This is a genomic window from uncultured Desulfovibrio sp. (assembly GCF_944327235.1).
Taxonomy (GTDB): Bacteria; Desulfobacterota; Desulfovibrionia; order Desulfovibrionales; family Desulfovibrionaceae; genus Desulfovibrio.
On sequence record NZ_CALVHE010000135.1, the window covers coordinates 1 to 4036 of the forward strand.

3 protein-coding genes are annotated in these 4036 nt (G+C 58.9%); all 3 read right to left on the reverse strand.

The annotated features are described in order from the left end of the window. Positions 1–546: 546 nt before the first annotated feature. Positions 547–945, reverse strand: coding sequence for a MucR family transcriptional regulator (locus tag Q0K00_RS11475; RefSeq protein WP_297229654.1), 399 nt, complete (start codon positions 943–945; stop codon positions 547–549). A gap of 127 nt (positions 946–1072) precedes the next feature. Further along, the gene (locus Q0K00_RS11480) at positions 1073–1831 is read right to left on the reverse strand and encodes a DUF4851 domain-containing protein (protein WP_297229656.1); all 759 of its coding nucleotides are present in this window, start codon (positions 1829–1831) and stop codon (positions 1073–1075) included. Between the two features lie 42 nt (positions 1832–1873). Continuing rightward, a partial coding sequence (locus Q0K00_RS11485; RefSeq protein ID WP_297229658.1) for a tetratricopeptide repeat protein occupies positions 1874–4036 on the reverse strand: 2163 nt, incomplete at its 5' end.

The following is a 4036-nucleotide window of genomic DNA, read 5'->3' on the forward strand; positions in this document are numbered from 1 at the left end:
GTGCCCATACATTCCTTTCGGCAATCCATATTGCTGCCATTGTCATTTTTTACCTTTAATGAGTCCTGACCCTAGGCTGTGCAGTCCCAGAGCATTTCCAGTTTGGAGAGATTCGCGTTTCAAGCCATTCGGCCTGGCGCTTCGCGGAAAAAGTGCGGTTTTTACGCTCACTTTGGGCCGGACGGCGCTGCATATCGTAAGCCCTTTCCCCTTCGCGGTATTTTTTACTCCTGCCGTGTCGACAATGTGGCAAATGACCACCAGAAGGCGGCGCGGTAGAGCGAGCGCGCCATATCTTCTTGCTTGTTGGTAGTCCGCAATATAGGGCTGTCCCTGACATGATCGTCTTTGCGCGGGAGACGGGCATCCAGAACGATGCCGTGTATCACGTTCCGGGAGAAGGATGCGGGGGATGTTCGGAGATGGTCATGGAGCTTTACGGCGAGACCGCCAGAGGGAACGGACATCATGTCCGATCGGCAAAAAAAGAGGAAGGAAGTCCAAGGACTCCCCTCCTCTTTTGCGTTCTCTATGATACCGGGAAAGCTAGTCGGCCTTGCGGCGCTTTTCCCAGAGCTTCATATCCTTCATCTTGCGGCGACGTTCCCGCTGCAGAGCCTTGCAGACAAGCGGCGCATCCTTTTTGAAGCCCCACTTTTCGCGATAGGCGGCGGCATCCATACCATGAGAGGCCAGGTGGCGGCGGGTCAGGATTTTGAAGGTCTTGCCGCATTCCAGACAAGTCACAGATTTTTCCTTGACCGACTTGCGGGCTTCGATCACCAGATCGCCGCCGTCAAGTTCCGTCGGGGCGTCGCCTTCGGCCACGCAACGAATACCTTGGGCCAGCTTCTGAATGAAGGACGTGATCTCGTCCTCACTCATTACACGCACACTTGCCTGCGCACGCGCAATTTCCAGTGCTTCCTTCAAATAATCGTCCATTCCTTAACCTCTTCGTAAAAGGGAATTTGTCAAAAGACAAAATAATGTCCAGTCAATGACTTACACGCTCAGGTTATGGACGTCAACTTGTTTCCCGCAGAGGAAGCACCACCGTTTTGTGGGAACATCACTTTCTGATGGAGTAGTCGTTAAGGAAGACAGTTCCCCAAAACTTTTCATCCAGATACTGCCAGTTGAGATCTGCCAGATATTCCTGCCGGATTTCCGCAGGCTTCGCCGGCGAAAGATTGACCTCAAAAGCCTGGCGGGCACGTTCCTCAAATGCGGGGATAAGATCGGACATGCCGTACGGCACGCTGGTCAGAGAAGTAAATCCTTCAGGCAGCGGCTCACGGTATTCAAAGATGAGCTTGCCCTTGTTGAAGTCCGTGCGGCAGGCAAAGACGCGGGCGATCCACCGGCGGGCCGGCGTCTCTCCATCCTTTTTCGCGGACGCCGTCTGCGGCCGCATGAACGGCAAAAAGGCGTCGCGGGATTCGCTGACCATGTAAGTGCAGGTCTCCACGCCAAGACCGTTGAGCACGTCCGCCCCCTCATGGATGGCGAACGGATGATACAAGGCGCTGTTCCAGTTCCACGGATCGTCCAGCTCTCCCTGCGCCACGATGGCCAGAGGCCCATTGCCGTCGCCCTTGCCGTAAACGGCGATCCAGGCATCGACATTCAGTCCGCCGAGCACGCCGGGCTCCGTCAGGGAGGAGCGTCCGAAACCGGCCGCAAGCAGCGGAAGTTGCTTTGCCGTTGCCGAAAAAGCCGGGCGAGATGTGGAAACATAGGTCGTTCCCGTCATACCGCGCTGTTGCGCGGCCGTGCAACCAGCCAGGACAAAGAGCAGCAGCGCCACACAGGACGTCAGGAATTTCATCAGTTCATACCTCCTCTCCGGGAATATTCTTCTCAGAGAAGTTTAGGGATTGGCCGGAGGGTTGCCGGCAGGAGCGGCTGCATTGCCGTTGCCCTGCGCCGGAGCCGGCGCACCGGCGGAACCTCCCGGCATAAAATCCTTGAGGTCGCGGGAGACCTCGAATGTCCGCAGCTCACTGGCAGCCGCCTTGCCGAAAGGCGAGTCGGGGAAGCGCTTGACCACATCTTCCAACAGGAACTGGGCACGCGTATTGTCCCCCAGCTTGCGGTACAGACGGGCCTCGCGGTAGCGCAGGCCGGGATACTCAGGCGAGCTGGCATCCGGCACATATTCACTGTAGCGCTTGACCCACTCCAATGCTTCGGGGACGCGGTTGGCCACCTCGCAGATATCCATGAGCGCGCCGATGGATTCCTTGATGCGTTCCGGATCCGCCTTGTCGGAGCGTTCGTCCGCCAGCTGCTGGAAGAGATCGATCACCTGCTTGTTGTAGGTATAGGCGTCGCCCACATCCTTGCGGACTTCGGCATCCCGTGCGAGGAAATAGGTGGCGTAGGCCCGCTGGTACAGCGGGATATCCTGACGGATGGCAAGCTGACGCCAGCGGGAAAGCGCCGCGCCGGAAAGGCCCAGATTCTGGGCTGAGAGCGCCGTGGCGTATTCCAGCTGGGAGCGCAGCTGCGGCCGCAGGGGCCAGCCGGCGACGATCTTGGACAGATCCAGGATCTTGTCCCACGCGCCGGCCTTGAGGTAACGGTTGAAGTATTCGGTAAGCGCCAGCTCGCCGTAATCGGGATCCATCTTGGCGGTCAGGAAGGCTCCCAGCAGCTCAAGTCCCTTGGCCTCGTCGCCGCGCTCCATATACCCCTGCGCCAGAGCATAGCGCATCTTGGGATCCAGTTCGCCGTAGCGCTCGCGCACCAGCGGGAAACCGTTCCAGAGGAGCAGGATACGGCGGTAATTCTGCTCGGCCAGCGCGTTGCCCAGCTCGCTCTGGAAGGCCGTCCAGATGATGTCGCGGGCCTGCGGCACGCCGGGATGTTCGGGATAGCGGTCGATGAAGTCCGCCGCGCTGCCCATAGCCTGAGTGAACTGTTTGTCCCAGAGCAGCCACATGGCGTACTTGAGACGAGAGAGGACGCATTCCGGAGACGTTTCCGAGGCTTCCATGATCTCCCGATAGACCCGTTCGAGCGGCGTGTCTTCCGCAGGACGGGCAAACAAGGCGCTCATCTGCTCGTAGTTCAACGGGCCGTCATAGATCCCCTTTTCCGCAAGTCGCAACTGGCTGACGCGGCTGGAACTGATCCCCGGCCACAGCTTCATGATGCGCTGGTACATCAGGGAGGCGGCGTTCCACTGGTTGCCGCGGGTGTAATTGTCAGCCATCTTGAGCAGCAGGTCGTTATTGCCTTCACGCCGCGGCTGCAGATTGACGAAGAGCCAGTAGACATCCATTGCCGCATCGTTGCGGCGGAGAGCTTCCAGATTTTCCGCCTGCACCAGCAGGAAATCCGTATCCTTGAGGTAACAGCGCGGCCAGCGCTTGTTGACGAAGTCCATGATGACGCTGGCGTCGTTATGCCGACCCAGGCGCACCAGTGCCTTGCCCAGCCCCATGGAGGCTTCTTCCATGGAGGCGCTTTCAGGATAATTCTCCAGCACCGTCCTGAAGGATTCCGCCGCGTCGTCATACATTTCGCGTTTCAGCTGCTCGCGGCCCAGTTCCGTCATGGAGTCGGCCACCAGCGGCGACAGCGGGTATTGCCGCAGCAGCGCCAGCATGTTGGCACGCGCTTCATCCATATTGCCGATGCGCAGGTTGATGCTGCCCAGCCGGGCATAGGCATCCGGCGCACGCTCATTACGCAGATCGGCATTGAGCGCTTCGCTGGTGGCGGAAACGATGGCGTCGTATCCAGCCTGCGGCTTGTCCTTGTACATCTCCCACAGACAATCGCTGATGCCGTACAGCACATCCAGCCGCCGGTCACGCTTCAGCTGCGGCTGATCGTAGAGAACGCGCAGCTTCTTCAGCGCTTCCTCGTACTGCTGTGCTTCCATAGCCTTTGTGGCTTCCTGCCAGACGGCTTCGGGATCAATGGGTTTTTCGACAGGGTTGCCCTGCTCGTCCACATAGATGACATCGCGCTTGGACTTTGTCCCCTGCCCCTTGGCTTCCGTCGCATTGCCTGTGGGAGATGT